This is a genomic window from Halomonas alimentaria (assembly GCF_009902005.1).
In the GTDB taxonomy this organism is placed as follows: Bacteria; Pseudomonadota; Gammaproteobacteria; order Pseudomonadales; family Halomonadaceae; genus Halomonas; species Halomonas alimentaria.
This window is the reverse complement of sequence record NZ_WUTT01000001.1, coordinates 2597617-2615113: the sequence shown is the minus strand read 5'-3', so window position 1 is coordinate 2615113 and position 17497 is coordinate 2597617. Positions and strand designations below refer to the sequence as shown.

The following is a 17497-nucleotide window of genomic DNA, read 5'->3' as shown; positions in this document are numbered from 1 at the left end:
GCACCTCACTCCACGGGGAAACCAGGAGAGTCATCATGACAATCAACAAGACCGCACTTGCCCTGTCCGTCGGCGCCGCGCTGCTCGCCGGCAGCGTCCAGGCCCAGGAGAACAAGCTCTACCTGTTCAACTGGACCGAGTACATGGACCCCGAGATCATCGAGGCCTTCGAGGAGAAGTACGACGTCGAGGTGGTGCAGAACTACTTCAACTCGCTGCCTGAGATGCTCTCCAAGCTCCAGGCCGGGGGTGTCTCCCAGTACGACATCATCGTGCCCTCCAACTACTACGTGCCGCGGCTGATCGAGACCGGCCTGGTGCAGAAGCTCGACAAGGCGAAGCTTCCCAACTTCGCCAACGTCATGGAGCAGTTCCAGGACCCGGTGTTCGACCCGGGCGCCGAGTACACCGCCCCCTACCAGTGGGGCACCACCGGGGTGGTCTACAACACCGAGACCTTCCCGGATGCGCCCAAGAGCTGGTCGCTGCTGTTCGACCCCGAGGTCAATCCGGACCATCCCTTCGCGCTGATGGGGGACGGTCAGGTCAGCCTGGGCGGCGCCTGCGCCTACCTCGGCCACGGCTACGACTGCACCGACCCCGAGGGCTGGAAGGAGGCCGCCCGCCTGCTGATCGAGACCAAGGGACGCGATACCTTCAGCGGCTTCACCGACGGCACCCCGGCGCTGCAGCAGCTGGCCCGCGGCGTGACCCATATCGGACTCTCCTACAACGGCGACTACCTGTTCTTCAAGGACGAGGACCCGGAGTCCTTCGAAACCCTGGACTTCATGATCCCCGACGAGGGGGCCGAGATGTGGGTGGACTCGATGATGATCACCTCCGAGGCCCCCAATGCCGACATGGCCCACAAGTTCATCGACTTCATCCTCGATGCCGAGGTGGGCGCCCAGCTCTCCAACTACAACTACTACGCCAGCCCCAATGCCGCCGCCGAGCCCTACCTGGATGAGGTGCTGACCGTGCCGCCAGTGCAGCCCAGCGAGGATGACATGGCACGCCTGCGCTTCACGCCGAGCCTGGAGGGCGAGTCCCTGCAGATCTTCCAGCAGCTCTGGTCGGAGGTTCAGTCACGCTGAGCGGACGGCCCCCGGTGCGCCGGGGGCCGCCTTACCATGAGCAAGGACATTCCCATGAGTAACCGACAGGAGCAGCCGCTCCTCAACGACTGGTTCCAGAATCACGGTATCACCGAGGTGGAGTGCCTGGTCAGCGACCTGACCGGCATCCTCAAGGGCAAGATCATGCCCGCCGGCAAGTACCTCAACGGCGGGCGACCGCGCCTGCCCGACTCGATCTTCATCCAGACCGTCACCGGGGGGTATCCCGATGACGAGGATATCCGCTTCTGGAATCCCGCCGAGCGGGACATGGAGCTGGTGCCCGATCCCAAGGCCGTCTTCCTGGTGCCCTGGGCCGAGGATCCCACTGCCCAGATCATCCACGACTGCTACTACCTGACCGGTGAGCCGGTGGAGCTGGCGCCGCGCCATGTGCTCAAGCGGGTGCTGGAGCTCTATGCCAAGCGTGGCTGGACCCCGGTGATCGCCCCCGAGGTGGAGTTCTACCTGGTCAAGACCAACACCGACTCCGACTACCCCCTGGAGCCGCCCATCGGCCGTACCGGGCGCCAGGAGAGCAGCCGTCAGTCCTTCTCCATCGATGCGGTCAATGAGTTCGATCCGCTGTTCGAGGAGATGTACGACTACTGCGAGGCCATGAATCTCGACCTGGACACCCTGATCCACGAAGAGGGGGCGGGGCAGATGGAGGTCAACTTCCAGCATGGCGACCCGCTGGCACTGGCCGACCAGGTGGTGATGTTCAAGCGCACCCTGCGCGAGACGGCGCTGCGCCACGGCATGTACGCCACCTTCATGGCCAAGCCCATGGCCAACGAGCCGGGCAGCTCCATGCATATCCACCAGAGCCTGCTGGACGCCAAGGACGGGCATAACGTCTTCGCCGGCGACGACGGCCAGCCCAGCCGGCTCTTCCACCACTTCATCGGCGGCCTGCAGAAGTACCTGCCGTCGGTGATGCCGCTGTTGGCTCCCAACGTCAACTCCTATCGTCGCCTGATGCGCACCGAGAGCAGCGGTTCTGCGCCGATCAACGTGGAGTGGGGCATGGACAACCGCACGGTGGGGCTGCGGGTGCCAGTCTCGTCGCCCGAGGCGACCCGGGTGGAGAACCGCCTGGCCGGCGCCGATGCCAACCCCTACCTGGTGATGGCTGCCTCGCTGGCCTGCGGCTACCTGGGCATGCTCAGCCAGCTCGAGCCGCGTCCGCCGATGACCGGCTCCGCCTGGTCCGGCGGCCACAAGCTGCCCGACGATATCGGCCCGGCCCTGGATCTGCTGCACGACTGCCAGCCCCTGGCCGATATCCTCGGTGAGCGTTTTACCCACAGCTACCTGGCGGTGAAGCGCGCCGAGCATCGTGCCTATTTCCAGGTGATCAGTTCCTGGGAGCGGGAGCATCTGCTGCTCAGGGTCTAGGCTTACAGCCGGGCGCCTCGATGCGCCCGGTGATCCGCAACAGGGAGAATGACGATGCCGATGACACCGAGCCGCTGGGCGCCGCTCGCCGGACTGGGCCTGCTCACGCTGAGCGTGGCCGCCGCTGCCGCTGACGGCAAGCTGCGGCTGTTCAACTGGTCGGACTACATGGATCCGGCCATCATCGAGGACTTCGAGGAGGAGAGTGGCCTGGAGGTGGTACAGAACTACTACAACTCCAACGCCGAACTGTTCTCCAAGCTCACCGCCGGGGGCGACGCCCAGTACGACCTGATCGTGCCCTCGGACTACTTCGTGCCGCGGCTGATCGACGCCGGGCTGGTGCGTCCACTGGCCGCCGAGGGCGAGGCGCTGGAGGGGCACGACAATATCCTCGACGAGTTCCGCGCACCCAGCTATGACCCCGAGGGTGCCTATACCGTGCCCTACCTGTGGGGCGCCACCGGCATCGTCTACAACACCGAGACCTGGCCCGACCCGGTACCGAGCTGGGGCCTGCTCTATGATCCCGAGGTCAACGGCGACTACCCCTTCGCGCTGCTCAAGGGTGACGCCCAGTTCACCTTCGGCACCGCCTGCGCCTTCCAGGGGGCCGGCTTCGACTGCGTGGGGCAGGAGCCCTGGGTAGCGGCGGCCAGGCAGGTCATCGAGACCCGCGGCCGAGACAACTTCGTCGGCTTCGTGGATGCCACGGCGGCCATCGAACAGGTGGCCAACGGGGTGATCCACGCCGGCATCGCCTACAACGGTGACCTGGCCGGAAAGCGTGCCGAGGATCCCGAGACCTACGGCAAGCTGGGCTTCTTCATCCCCGAGGAGGGATCCCAGCGCTGGGTCGACGTGCTGGCGATCCCGGCGCGCGCCCCGAACCCCGAGGCGGCGCAGGCCTTCATCGAGTACCTGCTGCGTCCCGAGGTGGCCGCCCGACTGGCCAACTACAACTTCTATACCACGCCCAACGAGGCGGCCCTGTCGCTGGTCAACGATGCCCTTCGCGAACCGCCGGTGATGCCCGACGCCGCCGCCCGCGAGCGGCTCCACTTCACCCCCTCGGTGAGTGGCGAGCAGCTGGAGCTGCTCCAGGAGCTGTGGAACGAGGCGCGCAGCCGCTGAGGCTGGCCGCGCTCGCCATCACGCCGCCGGGGGCACCCTCGGCGGCGTCTTTTTTGGTGAATATATAATGCCATCATGTTTGCCATTCTCCGGGATAGGTCGGTAATATGGCGATCAAGTGTTGAATAAAATTTCCAAGGGGGTCTCATGTCCGTCTCGTTCGAGCCCGATCACGCCGCGTCCTGGTACGCGGCCACCGCCAACCCTGCTCCCGAGCGCCCCGCCCTCGAGGGCGAGGTCGAGTGTGATGTCTGCGTGGTGGGCGCCGGCTTCACCGGCATCTCCGCCGCCCTTCACCTGGCTGAGCGGGGCCTCTCGGTGGTGGTGCTGGAGGCCGTGCGGGTCGGCTACGGCGCCTCCGGGCGCAATGGCGGCCAGATCGTCAACAGCTACAGCCGCGACATGGACGTGATCGAGGCCAAGTACGGTGCCGAGACCGCCCGAGCCCTGGGCGACATGGCCTTCGAGGGCAACCGCATCATCCGCGAGCGCGTCGACCGCTATGCCATCGACTGCGATCTCAGGGACGGCAACCTCTTCGCCGCCTGCAATCAAAAGCAGCTCGAGGGGCTGCGCGAGCACCAGGCGCTCTGGGAGCGCTATGGCTACCGCGAGCTCGAGCTGCTGGAAGGCGAGGCACTCAAGCGCGAGGTGAATTCCGACCGCTACTCCGGCGCCCTGGTGGATCACGGTGGCGGCCACCTGCACCCGCTCAACCTGGTGCTGGGTCAGGCCGCCGCCCTGGAGTCGCTCGGCGGGCGCATCTTCGAATACTCGCCGGTGACCGGCCTTGCGCATGGCGAGCCCGTGGTGGTGAGCACCGCCAACGGCCGGGTGCGCGCCGAACGGGTGGTGATGGCGGGCAACGCCTACCTCAAGGGGGTGCTGCCGGAGATCGAGGGCAGGTCGATGCCCTGCGGAACCCAGATCATCACCACCGAGCCGCTGGGCGAGGAGCGGGCCCGTGAGCTGATTCCCAATGGCCTGGCGGTGGAGGACTGCAACTACCTGCTCGACTACTACCGCCTGACCCGCGACAACCGCCTGCTCTACGGCGGCGGGGTCAACTACGGCGGCAGCGACCCGGCAGACATCACGGCGGTGATCCGTCCCAAGATGCTCAAGACCTTTCCAGAACTCGCCGACGTCAAGGTCGACTACGCCTGGAGCGGCACCTTCCTGATGACCTTGAACCGTCTGCCCCAGTTCGGGGTGGTCAACGGCAATGTCTACTTCGCCCAGGGCTACTCCGGCCACGGCGTTACCTGCACCCACCTGGCCGGAAAGCTGATCGCCGAGGTCATGCATGGCCAGGGGGAGCGCTTCGATGCCTTCGCCGGGCTGCCCCAGCTGCCGTTCCCGGGCGGGCGCCTGCTGCGGGTGCCGCTCTCGGCCGTCGGCGCCTGGTATTACCAGACCCGCGACAGGTTGGGTATCTGAACTCAGTAGAGGCCGACTGTCTCGCCATCCTCATCGATATCGAGCCGTGTGGCGGCGGGAGAGGCACTGAATCCCGGCATGGTGAGGATGTTCCCGGCCAGGGCGTAGACGAAGCCGGCGCCGGCGGAAAGGCGCACCTCGCGCACCGGCAGCCGCCAGCCGGTCGGGGCGCCGAGCCGTTTCGGGTCGGCCGACAGCGACATATGTGTCTTGGCGATGCACACCGGATAGGCTCCGTAGCCCTGGCGCTGCCAGGTCTCCAGTCGCTCGCGTGTGCCGGGGGCGAAGTCGACCCCCTCGGCGCCGTAGAGGCGCGTGGCGATGCGCTCGATCTTCTCCGCCAGCGCCATCTCGGCGGGGTAGAGGAAGTGGAAGCCGTTCCCGGTGGTGTCTGCCTCGTCGATCGCCGAGATCAGCGCCTCTGCCAGGGCCATGGCACCCTCACCGCCGTCACGCACATGAGTGGAGACTTCGGCGCGCACCCCCACCGAGGCGCACAGCTCGCGGATGGCGGCATGCTCGCTCGGGTGGTCGCCGGGGAAGGCATTGATCGCCACCACGGGGGTGAGGCCGTGGGCGCGCACGTTGTCGATCTGCTTGAGCAGGTTGGCGCCCCCCTCCCGGACCTCGTCCGGGGATTCCCCGAGCAACGAGGCGGGCAGTGGCTGGCCGGGCATCACTCGGTGGCGGCTGCTGTGGTACTTCAGGGCGCGTACCGTGACCACCAGCACCGCGGCATCCGGGACGAGGCCCGAGGCCCGGCACTTGATGTTGAAGAAGCGCTCGGCACCCATGTCGGCTCCGAAACCCGCCTCGGTGATCAGGAAGTCGCCGGCGTGAAGGCCGATGCGGTCGGCGACGATCGAGGAGTTGCCGTGGGCGATGTTGCCGAAGGGGCCGGCATGGATCAGCGCCGGGGCGTGCTCCAGGGTCTGCAGCAGGTTGGGCTTGAGCGCCTCCTTGAGCAGCACCGTCATGGCACCGGCGGCGCCGATCTGTTCGGCGGTGACCGGCTCGCCGTCGTGGTCCAGTCCCACGATCAGCCGGCCCAGGCGGCGGCGCAGGTCGGCCAGGGAGTCGGCCAGCGCCAGTACCGCCATCACCTCCGAGGCGGCGGTGATCTCGAAGCCGCCCTGGCGGGGGACCCCGTCGCTGCGCCCGCCGAGACCCATCACCAGATGCCGCAAGGCGCGGTCGTTGAGGTCGATGACCCGCTGCCAGCGTACCTCGCGGGGATCCAGCTCGGGGGCCAGGCGATGGTGAAGGTGATTGTCGACCATGGCCGCCAGCAGGTTGTGGGCCGCTCCCACCGCGTGGATGTCGCCGGTGAGGTGCAGGTTGATGCGCTCCATGGGCAGCACCTGGCTGTAGCCTCCGCCGGTGGCACCGCCCTTGAGGCCCAGCGTCGGGCCCATGGAGGGCTGGCGCAGGGCCACCGTGGCGGTGTGGCCGAGGCGCTGGAGCCCCTGCACCAGGCCGATGGCGGTGGTGGTCTTGCCCTCCCCGGGCGGGGTGGGGGTCATCGAGGTCACCACCACGTAGCGCCCCCTAGGACGCTCGGCCAGGCTCGCCATGGCCGTCAGGTCGAGCTTGGCGATGCCGCGGCCATAGGGCTCCACCGCCTCGCCGGACAGGCCCAGGCGATGGGCGATCTCCTCGATGGGCCAGAGTCTCGCCGCACGGGCGATGCTCAGGTTGTCAGCCGACGGGGCCGCCGCCGGTTCGCTCGCTTGTGGGGCCATCGCTCTCTCCTCCTGGGCAGCGGCGAGTCGTGCTCGTGTTGCGTTCAGTATCGTGCGCCTCGCGCGATACTCTTGTCTGCCGACGTCCGCGGCCTTGGGCGCAACGACATACCTCCTGTGCCTCTGCTCTTGCCGAAAGCCGAAGGGATGGGCTATGCCTGATGACAACCTCGCCGCGGTCGTGCGCTGGCGATGATCAGGAGGCGTGATGGATGCTCCCGTTTCGGCCAAGGGTCACTATGACATCGGCTTCCTGCTACTGACAGGGTTCTCGCAACTCGCCTTCTCCGCGGCCCTGGAGTCATTGCGCATGGCCAACCATCTGGCCGAGCGCCCCCTCTTTTGTCGGTCTGCACGTCTAAACCTTCAATCGAGTCGAAGCTACCCGCCGTTGGCTGGATGGGCGTTGGGGGCTCGCGGCGCCGCGGGCCGCAGTGGCCGAGCCGGAAGGCGAAGCCGTCACCTCCGCCGGCGAGCCCCTGGCCTGATTGCCGCGATTGTCTCTGCTGACCTGGCTGTCGCCAGGCGGCGACGGCCAGGGAGAGTCTGTGGAAGTCATCTCCACCGGGCCCTCGACAGGACGCATCATCCTATACTGGGTTTCGTCGGGTGGCGCCGGATTGCGCTGCCCCTCTCATCGCCCCAAGCCGTCATGGTCACTCACGCCTGGAGCCCGATGGTGTTTCAGCGAGTGGTGTTCCACTCTCTTCAGGAGGTGACAGATGAGCAAGTCGATAGTCGTCGGTGCGACGCTGGCCGTGCTGGGCCTGGGCGGGCTGGCCTTCGGTGCCTGGCAGGTCCAGCAGCCACGCGGGCCGGAGTACGCCGAGATCCTGGCCGTGCAGCCCGTGACCCGTACCGTGGAGCGGCCCCGCGAGGTCTGCGAGGACGTGGAGCGGGTCGTGAGCGAGGAGGTGCCGGTCGAGGTGCCGGTTCAGGTACCGGTGGAGGCGCCGGCCCCGAGCGGCCCGGCGGCCAGCCGGGATCCTCACCGTATCGTCGGTGGTGCTGCCGGTGCCGTCGTCGGTGGCCTGCTGGGCAACCAGATCGGTGGTGGCAGCGGCAAGAAGCTCGCCACCGTGGCCGGTGCCATCGGCGGTGCCCTGGCCGGGCGTGAGGTGCAGGAGCGTGTCGAGGCCCGCCAGCATGCCCAGGCACAGCCGCAGGTCCAGTACGAGACCCGTTACGAGACGCGCTACGAGACCCGCGAGCGAGTGGTGACCGAGGAGCAGTGCCGCACGGTCATGGAGGAACATGAGGAGACCCAGGGCTATGACGTCACCTACCGCCTCGACGGCGAGGAGCAGTCGCGACGCCTCGATACCGCTCCCCAGGCCGAGCGCCTGCCGGTAATTGACGGCGAGGTACAGTGGCAGGCCGAGCCCGAGGTTCGGGAGGGCGAGGCCACCGAGGTGTGAGCCTGCGGTGTTCGCGCCCTGAAGCCTGTCGGATGTGACCGGCCCTCGCCGTGAGTCAGCCTCGAGTCCGGCAGGTGCCTAGACCTGGCGCAGGTACCAGTCGGTCTCCAGGCGGCTGACATGCTGCATGGCGAGATCGCGTTCGGCACGTCGATTGGCCAGGAAGACCGTCAGGAAGTCGTCTCCCAGGGCCGCGCGGAGCGGCTCGCTTGCCTCCAGCAGGTCGAGCGCCTGACACCAGCTGTTGGTCAGGCTCGGCTCGACCTGGGCATAGGCGTTGCCGGTGATCGGCTGCGGCGGGGTCAGCTCCCTGGAGAGGCCGTAGTCGATGCCCGCCAGCAGGGCCGCCAGCAGCAGGTAGGGGTTGGCATCGGCGCCGGCCACCCGGTGCTCGAGCCGCCGTGCGGCGTTGGGCCCCGAGGGGATGCGCACCGCCACCGAGCGATTGTCGAAGCCCCAGGTGGGCGCCATGGGCACGTAGAGTCCCGGCTGGAAGCGGCGGAAGGAGTTGAGGTTCGGAGCGAACAGCGCCACGCTGGCCGGCATCAGCGTCAGCAGGCCGGCCGCCGCATGATGCAGGTCGGGAGTGCCCAGGGGGTCGCCGTCGGTGGCGGCGAAGACGTTGTCGCCGTCCTCGTTCAGCAGGCTGATATGCACGTGGGTGCCGTTGCCCGCCTCGAGGCCGTAGGGCTTGGCCATGAAGGTGGCCTCGAAGCCATGGTTCTGCGCCACCCCCTTGATCAGCCGCTTGAGCAGTACCGCCGCGTCGCAGGCGGCCAGCACGTCCGCGCCGTGCTTCAGGGTGATCTCGAATTGCCCCGGGGCACACTCCTTGAGCATGGTATCCAGCGGCAGCCCCTGGATGTCGGCCGCGCTCTGAACCTCGCCGAGGAAGTCCGCATACTCGTCGAGCTCACTGACCGAATAGAGCTGGCTCTGGCTGGCGCGCTCGCCGGTCGCCGGTGAGCAGGGCGGCTGGATCGTGCCGCTGGCGTCGCGCTGGCGGTCCACCAGGTAGAACTCCATCTCCACGGCGACCACCGGGGTCAGGCCACGCGCCGTCAGGCGCTCGAGCTGCCGGCCGAGCAGCTGGCGCGGCTCGGCGAAGAAGCCGCTGCCGTCGGGTTCCTGCATATGCATCAGCAACTGGGCCTGGCGGCCCTGGCGTCGCCAGGGGGTGGGCATCAGCGTGCCGGGAAGCGGCCGGCACACTCGATCGGCGTCGCCGCTGTCGAGGCCCAGACCGGTCTCCTCGATGGTATTGCCGAGGATATCCAGGGCGTAGACCGAGGCGGGCAGGTTGATACCCTGGGTATAGGCCTTCTCCAGGTTCTCGGGAGAGACCCGCTTGCCGCGCAGCACGCCGTTGAGATCGCTGATCAGCAGGTCGATGGCGTCGATCTCGGGGTGCTGAGCGAGGAAGTCCCGGGCCTCGGAGGCGACGTGTGGCGACATGATGGCAGAGTCCCTTGTTTGGCTTGGCTTGGTGCTATCTTTGTGGTGGCACCTGGGTGTTGTCAAATACTTTACGTTATACGCGGCCCGCAGGCAGTGGTATCGGTATCGTCTGGTCGCTGCTTCCTCATGGTTTCCCATCGTATCCTGTGGCCTTTCGGCTCCCGCTTGGCATCCGTCCCGGGACAGGCTATGTTGAACAAAGCATAACATCGAGATTCATTGACGAGAGGAGAGCGCAATGTCGTCCCGACCCCTGGTGGGCGTGATTGCCTGCCGCCGCGAGGTGGAGGGCCATCCGGCGCATATGGTCACCGACAAGTATCTTGCCGCCCTGCGCGAGTACGGCCTGGCGCCGGTGATCCTGCCGGTGTGGGAGGACGCCGTGTCCGGCGACCTGCCGGCCCATCTGGATGGCCTGCTGCTCACCGGCAGCTATACCAACGTCGAGCCGGGCCGTTACGGGGCCGAGCGGGAGCCGGAGAATACCCGGGATGACCTCCACCGCGACGCCGCAGCCTTGGCCTGGATTCCCGCCGCACTGGATCTCGGCCTGCCGCTGCTGGGCATCTGTCGCGGCTTCCAGGAGCTCAATGTGGCCTTCGGCGGGACCCTGCATCAGGCGGTGCAGCGGGTGCCGGGCATGCTCGACCACCGCGAGCCCGCGGGGGAGAAGTCGGAGCAGTACGCCCCGAGCCATGACCTTGCCATCGTGCCTGGCAGCCGGCTGGCTGCCCTCTATCCCGAACCCCACGCCCAGGTGAACTCCCTGCACCAGCAGGGCGTCGCCACCCTGGGGCCGGGCCTGGTCGCCGAGGCCCACGCCCCGGACGGGCTGGTCGAGGCGATCTCGGTGGGCGATGCCCCGGGCTTCGCCCTGGCCGTGCAGTGGCACCCCGAGTGGCACCCCACCGAGCATCCGCTCTATGACGCCCTGTTTCGTGGCTTCGCCGAGGCGTGCCACTCCCGTCGGGCCGCCCGAATTCCCCAGCCTGGAGTCGTCGACCATGCAGACCTCTGACTACCAGCGGCTCGACCGCGCCCACCATCTGCACCCCTTCACCGACTTCAAGGCCCTGGGTGAGGAGGGCAGCCGCATCATCGAGCGTGGCGAGGGGGTCTATATCATCGACTCCGAGGGCAACCGCATCCTCGACGGCATGGCGGGTCTGTGGTGTGTGAACCTCGGCTACGGCCGCGAGGAGCTGGTGGAGGCCGCCACCGCCCAGATGCGCCAGCTCCCCTACTACAACAACTTCTTCAAGACCACCCATCCGCCGGCGGTCAAGCTCGCCGAGACGCTATGCCGGCTGGCGCCGCCGCATATCAACCGCGTCTTCTTCACCGGCTCCGGCTCCGAAGCCAACGACACCGTGCTGCGCATGGTGCGCCGCTACTGGGCCCTGAAGGGGCAGCCCGAAAAACAGTGGGTGATCGGCCGCGAGAATGCCTACCACGGCTCCACCGTGGCCGGGCTGAGCCTCGGTGGCATGGCGCCCATGCACGAGCAGGGTGGCCCCCTGGTGCCGAAGATCGCCCATGTACGCCAGCCCTGGTGGTTTGGAGAAGGGCGGTTTGGAGAGGGGCGTTCCGAGGGCCAGGACCCCGAAACCTTCGGGCGCGAGTGTGCCGCGGCCCTGGAGGCGAAGATCCTCGAGCTCGGCGAGGAGAACGTCGCGGCCTTCATCGCCGAGCCGGTGCAGGGCGCCGGCGGCGCCATCATCCCCCCGGCGAGCTACTGGCCGGCGGTCAAGGCGGTGCTGGCGAAGTACGACATCCTGCTGGTGGCCGACGAGGTGATCTGCGGTTTCGGCCGGCTGGGCGAGTGGTTCGGCAGCGTCCACTACGGGCTCGAGCCCGACCTGATGCCCATCGCCAAGGGGCTCTCCTCGGGCTACCTGCCCATCGGCGGCGTGCTGGTGGGTGACCGGGTCGCCGACACCCTCATCGAGGAGGGCGGTGAGTTCTTCCACGGCTTCACCTACTCCGGCCACCCCACCTGCGCCGCCGTGGCGCAGAGGAACCTCGAGCTGATGGAGGCGGAGGGCGTGGTCGAGCGGGTGCGCGACGACCTCGGCCCCTACCTGGCGCAGCGCTGGCAGGCACTCGCCAAGCATCCGCTGGTGGGCGAGGCGCGCTCGCTGGGCCTGATCGGCGCCCTGGAGCTGATCGACCCCGCCACCGGCGAGCGCTTCGACAAGGCGCTTGCGGTGGGCAACCTGTGCCGCGACCTCTGCTTCGCCTCGGGACTGGTGATGCGCTCGGTGGGCGATACCATGATCATCTCGCCGCCGCTGGTGATCTCCCACGCCGAGATCGACGAACTCGTCGACAAGGCGCGCGCCGCCCTGGATGCTACCCTGGCTCGACTGGCCGACACCACCACCGATCAGCAAGAGGAGACCTCCGCATGAGTCGCCCCGAGATGCCCAAGACCCTGGCCGAGTGGCAGCAACTCGCCGCCGCCCTCAAGTCCGATAGCGGTCTCGAGACCCGCGCCTTCATCAATGACGTCTTCGTCGATGCCGCCAGCGGCGAGACCTTCGAGAGCGTCAATCCGGCTACCAGCGAGGTGCTGGCTCGGGTGGCGAGCTGCGATGCCGCCGACGCCGACGTGGCGGTGAGCCACGCCCGCGCCGCCTTCGATGGCGGTGACTGGTCACGCCGCGCCCCGGGCAAGCGCAAGAAGACGCTGCTGCGCCTGGCCGACCTGATGGAGGCCAACAAGGCCGAGCTCGCCCTGCTCGATACCTTGGACATGGGCAAGCCGATCGCAAGCTCGCTCGGCGACATGAGTGGCGCCATCGCCTGCTTCCGCTACCAGGCGGAGTGCATCGACAAGCTCTACGGCGAGGTGGCCCCCACCGGCGAGGAGGCCCTGGCGCTGGTGCTGCGCGAGCCATTGGGCGTGGTGGCCTCCATCGTGCCCTGGAACTTCCCGCTGATGATGACCTCGTGGAAGGTGGCCCCGGCGCTTGCCGCCGGCAACAGCGTGATCCTCAAGCCCTCTGAGAAGTCGCCGCTCTCGGCGCTGCGCCTGGCCCAGCTGGCCCGGGAGGCGGGCCTGCCGCGGGGCGTCTTCCAGGTGCTGCCGGGCTTCGGCCATACCGTGGGCAAGGCGCTGGCGCTCTCCATGGAGGTGGACTGTCTCGCCTTTACCGGCTCCACCGGGGTGGGCAAGCTGCTGATGCAGTACGCCGGCGAGTCCAACCTCAAGCGCCTCTACCTGGAGTGCGGCGGCAAGAGCCCGAATATCGTCTTCGCCGATTGCAAGAACCTGGATCAGGTGGCCAAGCATGCCGCTGCGGCGATCTTCCATAACCAGGGCGAGGTGTGCATCGCCGGCTCCCGGCTGCTGGTGGAGAACAGCATTCGCGAGGCCTTCATCGACAAGGTGGTGGCCGCGGCCGAGACCATGCAGCCCGGTGACCCGCTCGACCCGGAGAGCTTCATGGGCGCCATGGTCGACGAGACCCAGTACCGCCGGGTGCTGGAGTTCATCCGCCGTGGCCAGGAAGAGGGCGCCCGACTGCGTGCCGGTGGTGAGGCCACCGTGGTCGATGGCAAGGGGTTCTTCATCCCGCCCACGGTGTTCGATGGCGTCACCCCCGAGATGGCCATCGGTCGCGAGGAGATCTTCGGTCCGGTGCTTTCGGTGTTCGGCTTCGACAGCGAGGAGGAGGCGGTGCGCCTGGCGAACGACAGCGTCTACGGCCTGGCGGCAGGCCTGTGGAGCCAGGACATCGACCGCATCATGCGGGTGACCCGGCGGTTGCAGTCGGGCCAGGTGTTCGTCAACAACTGGGCCGGCGGCGACCAGACCATGCCCTTCGGTGGGGTCAAGCAGTCCGGCAACGGCCGCGACAAGTCCCACCACTCCCTGGAGGAGTACTCCGACCTCAAGAGCGTGTGGATGTCGCTGGCCAACTGAGCTGCGTGACCCTCCGCAACACGACGAGGCCGGCGCCATGGCGCTGGCCTCGTTGTATTTAAATGAATCATTCGTACAACTCTTGTATCGATTTATCCTGCCGAAAGGGGTAGGCTGTGGGAACACCCCCAGAGGAGATGCCCCATGTTCGGACTCTTCAAGACGGACCCGACCAGGAAGCTGCAGAAGGCCTACGAGCAGAAGCTCGAGCAGGCGATGCACGCCGCTCGCAACGGCGACATGCGCGCCAACGCCTCCCTCACCGAGGAGGCGGAGGCGCTGCGCGAGGAGATCGACAAGCTCAAGAAGGGCTGAACCCGGGCCTCAGAAGGCCCGGGCGGGGGTCGCGCAGCTCACCAGGCGGCAGGGCTCGCCGCCCGGGTTGCGGAAGCGGTGGGGCACGTTGGTCTCGAAGTAGTAGGCCTCCCCGGCCTTCAGCATCCGCGACTCGGCGCCGATGGTGATCTCGATCTCTCCCTCCAGCACCACGCCGGCCTCCTCGCCCTGGTGGGCGATCATCTCGCGGCCGGTGTCGGCGCCGGGGGGATAGGTCTCGATCATGAAGGCCAAGGCCCGGTCGCGACGATCGGCGCCCACCAGCTTGTAGATGACGTCGCCTGCGCCCACGTCGGCCAGGTCCTCGGCCGAATAGAAGACTCGGCGGCCGTTCTCCAGGTCCATGGTGAAGAAGTCACCGACGCTCATGGGTATGGCGTCGAGGATCTTCTTCAGGGAGCTCACCGAGGGGCTCACCTTGCCCTGCTCGATAAGCGACAGGCTGGAGTGTGTCACCCCGCAGCGCTTGGCCAGCTCACGCTGGGAGATACCGCGCAGGGTGCGCAGGGTGCGCAGCCGTGCGCCGACGTCATCGGCCATGTCGGACCTCCTCCTGGGCTCCGAGTGTCGTCCCCGTCGTCAGCACAGGGCGTCGAGCTTCTCTTTGAGCAGGCCGTTGACCTGCTGCGGGTTGGCGGTGCCGCGGGAGGCCTTCATTACCTGGCCGACGAAGTAGCCGATCATCTTGCCGCGCTTCTCCGGCTCGGCGTCGCGGTACTGGGCCACCTGGGCGGGGCTGTCCGCGATCACCTGGTCGATCATCGCCTCGATGGCGCCGGTGTCGGTGACCTGCTTGAGGCCCTTGGCCTCGATCACCTCGTCGGCGCTCTCGCCCTGGCCGTTCCACAGCGCCTGGAACACCTGCTTGGCGGCCTTGCCGTTGATGGTGTCGTCCATCACCCGGGCGATCAGTCCACCGAGCTGAGCGGCGGAGACGGGGCTGTCCTGGATCGCCAGGCCCTCACGGTTCAGGGCGCCGGAGAGCTCCCCCTGCACCCAGTTGGCGGCCTGCTTGGCATCGCCGCAGGCGTCCTTGACCGCCTCGAAGTACTCGGCCATCTCGCGGCTGGCCGCAAGCACACCGGCGTCGTAGGCGGAGAGTCCCATTTCGTCCTGGAAGCGGGCGCGCTTCTCGTCGGGCAGCTCCGGCAGGATCTCGCGCAGGTGGTCCACGTAGGCGCCGTCGAGCACCACTGGCAGCAGGTCGGGACAGGGGAAGTAGCGGTAGTCGTTGGCCTCCTCCTTGGTGCGCATGCTGCGGGTCTCGTCGCGCTCGGGATCATAGAGGCGCGTCTCCTGGACCACCTTGCCGCCATCCTCGATCAGCTCGATCTGGCGCTCCACCTCGAACTCGATGGCGCGCTCCACGAAGCGGAAGGAGTTGACGTTCTTGATCTCGGCGCGGGTACCGAACTCGGCCTGGCCCACGGGGCGCACCGAGACGTTGACGTCGCAGCGCATCGAGCCCTCGGCCATGTTGCCGTCCGAGATGCCGAGATAGGTGACGATGGAGTGGATCGCCTTGAGGTAGGCGGCCGCCTCCTTCGCCGAGCGCATGTCCGGCTCGGAGACGATCTCCAGCAGCGGGGTGCCGGCACGATTGAGATCGATGCCGGTCATGGCGTGGCCCATGCCGTCAGAAAAGGATTCGTGGAGGGACTTGCCGGCGTCCTCTTCCAGGTGGGCGTGGTGCACCCGGATGCGCTTGGCCTCGCCCTGCTCAAGGGTGATCTCCACCTCGCCGGGGCCGACGATGGGGTGGTACATCTGGCTGGTCTGGTAGCCCTTGGGCAGGTCGGGGTAGAAGTAGTTCTTGCGGTCGAACACCGAGATCTCCGGGATCTCGGCGTGGATCGCCAGGCCGAACTGCACCGCCATGGCCACCGCCTGCTCGTTGAGCACCGGCAGCACCCCGGGCAGGCCCAGATCCACGGCACAGGCCTGGGTGTTGGGCTCGGCGCCGAAGGCGGTGGGGGCGCCGGAGAAGATCTTGGACCGGGTGGCGAGCTGGACGTGGACCTCAAGGCCGATCACGGTTTCCCATTGCATCAGGCGCTCTCCTCGACAAGCTGGGGACGACGCAGGTGCCAGTCGGTGGCCTGCTGGAACTGGTGGGCGACGTTGAGCAGGCGCTGCTCGGCGAAGTGGGTGCCGAGTATCTGCAGCCCCACCGGGCGCTTGCCCACGAAGCCCGCCGGTACGCTGATGCCGGGGATGCCGGCCAGGTTGACGGCGATGGTGTAGATGTCCTGCAGGTACATGGAGACCGGATCCTTCTGGGCGCCCAGGTCGAAGGCCGGGGTGGGGGAGGCCGGGCCCATCAGAACGTCGACCTCCTCGAAGGCATCGAGGAAGTCCTGGCGGATCAGGCGGCGCACCTGCTGTGCCTTCTTGTAGTAGGCATCGAAGAAGCCTTCGGAGAGGGTATGGGTGCCGATCAGGATGCGCCGCTTGACCTCCTCGCCGAAGCCCTCGGCGCGGGAGCGCTTGTAGAGGTCGATAAGGTCGCTGGGGTTCTCGCAGCGGTGGCCGAAGCGCACGCCGTCATAGCGGGAGAGGTTCGACGAGGCCTCCGCCGGGGCGATGACGTAGTAGGCCGGGATCGCGTAGTGGGTGTGCGGCAGGCTGACCTCGCGCACCTTGGCGCCCAGCGACTCGTAGACCGCCACCGCCTCGCGCACCGCACTCTCCACCTCGGGGTCGAGGCCGTCGCCGAAGTACTCCCGGGGCAGGCCGATCTTGAGGCCCGCCAATGGCGCGTTGAGTTCCTCGCGGTAGTCGGGCACGCCGCGGGCCACGCAGGTGGAATCCCTGGGGTCGTGGCCGGCGATGGCGTTCAGCAGCAGGGCGCAGTCCTCGGCGGTGCGCGCCATGGGGCCCGCCTGGTCGAGGCTCGAGGCGTAGGCGATGATGCCCCAGCGCGATACCCGGCCGTAGGTGGGCTTGAGGCCGGTGATGCCGCAGAAGGCGGCTGGCTGGCGGATCGAGCCGCCGGTGTCGGTGCCCATGGCGGCGGGAGCCAGTCCCGCGGCTACCGCGGCGGCGCTGCCACCGGAGGAGCCGCCCGGCACGGCGCTGGTGTCCCAGGGGTTCTTCACCGCGCCGAAGGCGCTGTTCTCGTTGGAGGAGCCCATGGCGAACTCGTCCAGGTTGGCCTTGCCCAGGCTCACCGTGCCGGCGGCCTTGAGTCGCTCCACCACGCTGGCATCGTAGGGGGCGACGAAATTGGCCAGCATCTTCGAGCCGGCGGTGGTCAGCACTCCGTCGGTGCAGAACAGGTCCTTGATCGCCACCGGCAAGCCGGTCAGCGGCCCGGCCTCGCCGCGGGTACGCGCGGCATCGGCGGCGTCGGCCGCGGCCAGGGCCTGCTCCGGGGTGACGGTAATAAAGCTGTTGAGCTCACCGTCGTGGCGCTGGATACGCCCCAGCAGATGTTCGGTCAGCTCGCGGCTGGTGAACTCGCCGGCCGCCAGACTGGCGGCGAGCTCGGTCAGTGTCTTGTCATGCATGGGCCGGAGG

The 17497-nt window shown here is 67.8% G+C and carries 14 protein-coding genes; 9 read left to right on the top strand and 5 right to left on the bottom strand.

All coding sequences use genetic code 11. The features are described 5' to 3' along the window. Nucleotides 1–35 precede the first annotated feature (35 nt). The 4 genes from GRB96_RS12390 to GRB96_RS12375 all read left to right on the top strand — a co-directional run bounded on the left by GRB96_RS12390 (nt 36) and on the right by GRB96_RS12375 (nt 5096). The gene (locus tag GRB96_RS12390; RefSeq protein WP_161432430.1) at nt 36–1100 is read left to right on the top strand and encodes an ABC transporter substrate-binding protein; all 1065 of its coding nucleotides are present in this window, start codon (nt 36–38) and stop codon (nt 1098–1100) included. 54 nt (nt 1101–1154) lie between these two features. After that, nucleotides 1155–2522 carry a glutamine synthetase family protein gene (locus tag GRB96_RS12385; RefSeq protein WP_161432429.1) on the top strand — a complete coding sequence of 456 codons (1368 nt, stop codon included), beginning with the start codon at nt 1155–1157 and terminating at the stop codon, nt 2520–2522. A 54-nt stretch (nt 2523–2576) separates the two neighbouring features. Beyond that, nucleotides 2577–3656, top strand: coding sequence for an ABC transporter substrate-binding protein (locus GRB96_RS12380; protein WP_240894163.1), 1080 nt, complete (start codon nt 2577–2579; stop codon nt 3654–3656). 147 nt (nt 3657–3803) lie between these two features. Beyond that, nucleotides 3804–5096 carry an NAD(P)/FAD-dependent oxidoreductase gene (locus GRB96_RS12375; RefSeq protein WP_161432428.1) on the top strand — a complete coding sequence of 431 codons (1293 nt, stop codon included), beginning with the start codon at nt 3804–3806 and terminating at the stop codon, nt 5094–5096. A gap of 2 nt (nt 5097–5098) precedes the next feature. On the opposite strand, the gene GRB96_RS12370 is transcribed toward GRB96_RS12375, so the two are convergent. Continuing rightward, entirely contained in the window at nt 5099–6838 is a 1740-nt protein-coding gene (locus tag GRB96_RS12370; protein WP_161432427.1) for a formate--tetrahydrofolate ligase, read from the bottom strand. A gap of 722 nt (nt 6839–7560) precedes the next feature. Here GRB96_RS12370 and GRB96_RS12365 point away from each other — a divergent pair. Next, the gene (locus GRB96_RS12365; RefSeq protein WP_161432426.1) at nt 7561–8256 is read left to right on the top strand and encodes a glycine zipper 2TM domain-containing protein; all 696 of its coding nucleotides are present in this window, start codon (nt 7561–7563) and stop codon (nt 8254–8256) included. Between the two features lie 78 nt (nt 8257–8334). Here GRB96_RS12365 and GRB96_RS12360 read toward each other — a convergent pair whose 3' ends face one another. Further along, nucleotides 8335–9711 (bottom strand): glutamine synthetase family protein, encoded by a 1377-nt coding sequence (locus tag GRB96_RS12360; RefSeq protein WP_161432425.1) that lies wholly within the window; start codon nt 9709–9711, stop codon nt 8335–8337. Nucleotides 9712–9952: 241 nt separating this feature from the next. Between GRB96_RS12360 and GRB96_RS12355 the strand changes: the two genes are divergently transcribed. The 4 genes from GRB96_RS12355 (at nt 9953) to GRB96_RS12340 (ending at nt 13957) form a co-directional block, all read left to right on the top strand. Continuing rightward, entirely contained in the window at nt 9953–10732 is a 780-nt protein-coding gene (locus GRB96_RS12355; protein WP_161432424.1) for a gamma-glutamyl-gamma-aminobutyrate hydrolase family protein, read from the top strand. Then, nucleotides 10719–12125: an aspartate aminotransferase family protein gene (locus tag GRB96_RS12350; RefSeq protein WP_161432423.1), complete on the top strand. Its 1407-nt coding sequence runs from the start codon at nt 10719–10721 to the stop codon at nt 12123–12125. The genes GRB96_RS12355 and GRB96_RS12350 overlap by 14 nt, the downstream gene beginning before the upstream one ends. After that, nucleotides 12122–13642, top strand: coding sequence for an aldehyde dehydrogenase (locus GRB96_RS12345; RefSeq protein ID WP_161432422.1), 1521 nt, complete (start codon nt 12122–12124; stop codon nt 13640–13642). The genes GRB96_RS12350 and GRB96_RS12345 overlap by 4 nt, the downstream gene beginning before the upstream one ends. A gap of 144 nt (nt 13643–13786) precedes the next feature. Further along, nucleotides 13787–13957 carry a DUF6435 family protein gene (locus GRB96_RS12340; protein ID WP_161432421.1) on the top strand — a complete coding sequence of 57 codons (171 nt, stop codon included), beginning with the start codon at nt 13787–13789 and terminating at the stop codon, nt 13955–13957. Nucleotides 13958–13966: 9 nt separating this feature from the next. Here the strand turns inward: GRB96_RS12340 and GRB96_RS12335 are convergent, their stop codons facing one another. The 3 genes from GRB96_RS12335 to gatA are packed head-to-tail and all read right to left on the bottom strand — an operon-like array spanning nt 13967 to nt 17487. Continuing rightward, entirely contained in the window at nt 13967–14518 is a 552-nt protein-coding gene (locus GRB96_RS12335) for a cupin domain-containing protein (RefSeq protein ID WP_161432420.1), read from the bottom strand. A gap of 39 nt (nt 14519–14557) precedes the next feature. Next, nucleotides 14558–16027 (bottom strand): Asp-tRNA(Asn)/Glu-tRNA(Gln) amidotransferase subunit GatB, encoded by a 1470-nt coding sequence (gene gatB, locus GRB96_RS12330; protein ID WP_161432419.1) that lies wholly within the window; start codon nt 16025–16027, stop codon nt 14558–14560. Beyond that, nucleotides 16027–17487, bottom strand: a complete 1461-nt coding sequence (gene gatA, locus GRB96_RS12325) for an Asp-tRNA(Asn)/Glu-tRNA(Gln) amidotransferase subunit GatA (protein ID WP_161432418.1) — start codon at nt 17485–17487, stop codon at nt 16027–16029. The genes gatB and gatA overlap by 1 nt, the downstream gene beginning before the upstream one ends. Nucleotides 17488–17497: the final 10 nt, after the last annotated feature.

What these genes read in the sequence shown, in the direction of transcription:
- GRB96_RS12390 (WP_161432430.1), top strand. Translation starts at nt 36, where the DNA reads ATGACAATCAACAAGACCGCACTTGCCCTGTCCGTCGGCGCCGCGCTG.
- GRB96_RS12385 (WP_161432429.1), top strand. Translation starts at nt 1,155, where the DNA reads ATGAGTAACCGACAGGAGCAGCCGCTCCTCAACGACTGGTTCCAGAAT.
- GRB96_RS12380 (WP_240894163.1), top strand. Translation starts at nt 2,577, where the DNA reads ATGCCGATGACACCGAGCCGCTGGGCGCCGCTCGCCGGACTGGGCCTG.
- GRB96_RS12375 (WP_161432428.1), top strand. Translation starts at nt 3,804, where the DNA reads ATGTCCGTCTCGTTCGAGCCCGATCACGCCGCGTCCTGGTACGCGGCC.
- GRB96_RS12370 (WP_161432427.1), bottom strand. Translation starts at nt 6,838, where the DNA reads ATGGCCCCACAAGCGAGCGAACCGGCGGCGGCCCCGTCGGCTGACAAC.
- GRB96_RS12365 (WP_161432426.1), top strand. Translation starts at nt 7,561, where the DNA reads ATGAGCAAGTCGATAGTCGTCGGTGCGACGCTGGCCGTGCTGGGCCTG.
- GRB96_RS12360 (WP_161432425.1), bottom strand. Translation starts at nt 9,711, where the DNA reads ATGTCGCCACACGTCGCCTCCGAGGCCCGGGACTTCCTCGCTCAGCAC.
- GRB96_RS12355 (WP_161432424.1), top strand. Translation starts at nt 9,953, where the DNA reads ATGTCGTCCCGACCCCTGGTGGGCGTGATTGCCTGCCGCCGCGAGGTG.
- GRB96_RS12350 (WP_161432423.1), top strand. Translation starts at nt 10,719, where the DNA reads ATGCAGACCTCTGACTACCAGCGGCTCGACCGCGCCCACCATCTGCAC.
- GRB96_RS12345 (WP_161432422.1), top strand. Translation starts at nt 12,122, where the DNA reads ATGAGTCGCCCCGAGATGCCCAAGACCCTGGCCGAGTGGCAGCAACTC.
- GRB96_RS12340 (WP_161432421.1), top strand. Translation starts at nt 13,787, where the DNA reads ATGTTCGGACTCTTCAAGACGGACCCGACCAGGAAGCTGCAGAAGGCC.
- GRB96_RS12335 (WP_161432420.1), bottom strand. Translation starts at nt 14,518, where the DNA reads ATGGCCGATGACGTCGGCGCACGGCTGCGCACCCTGCGCACCCTGCGC.
- gatB (WP_161432419.1), bottom strand. Translation starts at nt 16,027, where the DNA reads ATGCAATGGGAAACCGTGATCGGCCTTGAGGTCCACGTCCAGCTCGCC.
- gatA (WP_161432418.1), bottom strand. Translation starts at nt 17,487, where the DNA reads ATGCATGACAAGACACTGACCGAGCTCGCCGCCAGTCTGGCGGCCGGC.